1 protein-coding gene and 1 pseudogene are annotated in these 1,294 nt (G+C 42.2%); one reads left to right on the top strand and one right to left on the bottom strand.

The annotated features are described in order from the left end of the window. Positions 1–204: pseudogene (locus tag O9323_RS18835) on the bottom strand (photosystem II q(b) protein); the annotation flags it as partial. Between the two features lie 177 nt (positions 205–381). Between O9323_RS18835 and O9323_RS18830 the strand changes: the two are divergent. Further along, positions 382–1,284, top strand: coding sequence for a hypothetical protein (locus O9323_RS18830; protein WP_288125574.1), 903 nt, complete (start codon positions 382–384; stop codon positions 1,282–1,284). The last annotated feature ends 10 nt before the right edge of the window (positions 1,285–1,294 follow it).

Genomic DNA, 1,294 nt, shown 5'->3' with positions numbered 1-1,294 from the left:
AGCTACAGGCTCGCGAATACCGTCGATATCTACGGGAGGAGCGGCGATAAAGGCGATGATGAAGCAGGTGGTGGCGGTGAGCAGGGTGGGGATCATGATCACACCGAACCAGCCGACATAAAGACGGTTGTTGGTGCTGGTAATCCACTGGCAGAACTGCTCCCACAGGGAAGCACTCTCGCGCTGTTGTAAGGTGGTGGTCATTGGTTTATGATTCCTATTAAGTTATCGAGGTACGATTGATTGATGATGTCTCTATCTTAAGGAGTTTGTAACGGTTTGTAAAGGGGTTTGAAACTATTGTTACTTATACCATTGATAAGCTGAGGTTATGAAATGGTTCGGGTGCGGTTCGGTCTTTTCTGATCTAAGATTGAAGATATGACTCGACAACCTCACGACCAATTTGCCAAACAATACCTAGAAGAATTTCTTTCTCCTTTGGGAAGGGTGGAAGTTAGCAAGGAAGTGGCGGATGAAACCCGTCAGGTGGATGTTTTCTTCTCTCCTGACTCTAATATGCGGGAAAATGCTCAATCTTTGGGTCTTTTAGGGCAAATGGTGACCACAAGCACTTTGCTTGAGCCTTTTCGCCATGCTCCCAATCGAACGGAAATTCGCAACTGTATCTTAAAATTGTTTTCGATTTTCGCTGAACTTCAACGGAAAGGGAAACGGGAAAAAACTGAGTTAAATGAGGATGAATTACCTAGATTATGGATTTTGGCTACCTCTATTAGTTTACACATCCTAGAGAGTTTTAATGCTAAATTAGAACTGGAAAACTGGACAGAAGGGATTTACTTTTTATCTCCTTCTCACCGAACGGCAATTGTAGCGATTAATCAGTTACCTATTACCCCGCACACTTTACTGTTAAGATTGTTGGGACGGGGGAAAACCCAAAGCCAAGCGGTGAGAGAGTTGCTTGAGTTGCCTTCCGGCGATTCCTTCCGTCAAAATGTCATGGAATTATTGATCAGTTGGCGCGTGAGTGTTGAAATTAACAATCTTTTAGAATCAGAAGATAGGGAGGTATTTATGGCTTTATCTCAATCTTATTTAGAGTGGAAAGAGGCGACTAAACTGGAAGGACTTCAACAAGGACTTCAACAAGGACAACGACAAATTATTGAAAATTTAATGCAAGTGAGGTTTGGAGAATTGGATGAGTCTTTAATAAAAGTTGTTGATGAGTTGCTCAAGTTATCACCGATGGAGTCTAGTCGCCTTTTGTTAGAGTCTTCACGGGAAGATTTAATCAGACGATTCATCTCTGAATAAATTAATTAAG

This window comes from Microcystis sp. LE19-131.1A, from assembly GCF_027532015.1.
In the GTDB taxonomy this organism is placed as follows: domain Bacteria; phylum Cyanobacteriota; class Cyanobacteriia; order Cyanobacteriales; family Microcystaceae; genus Microcystis; species Microcystis ichthyoblabe_A.
Note: the sequence above shows the minus strand (reverse complement) of the source record. Positions and strands in the feature narration are given on the sequence as shown.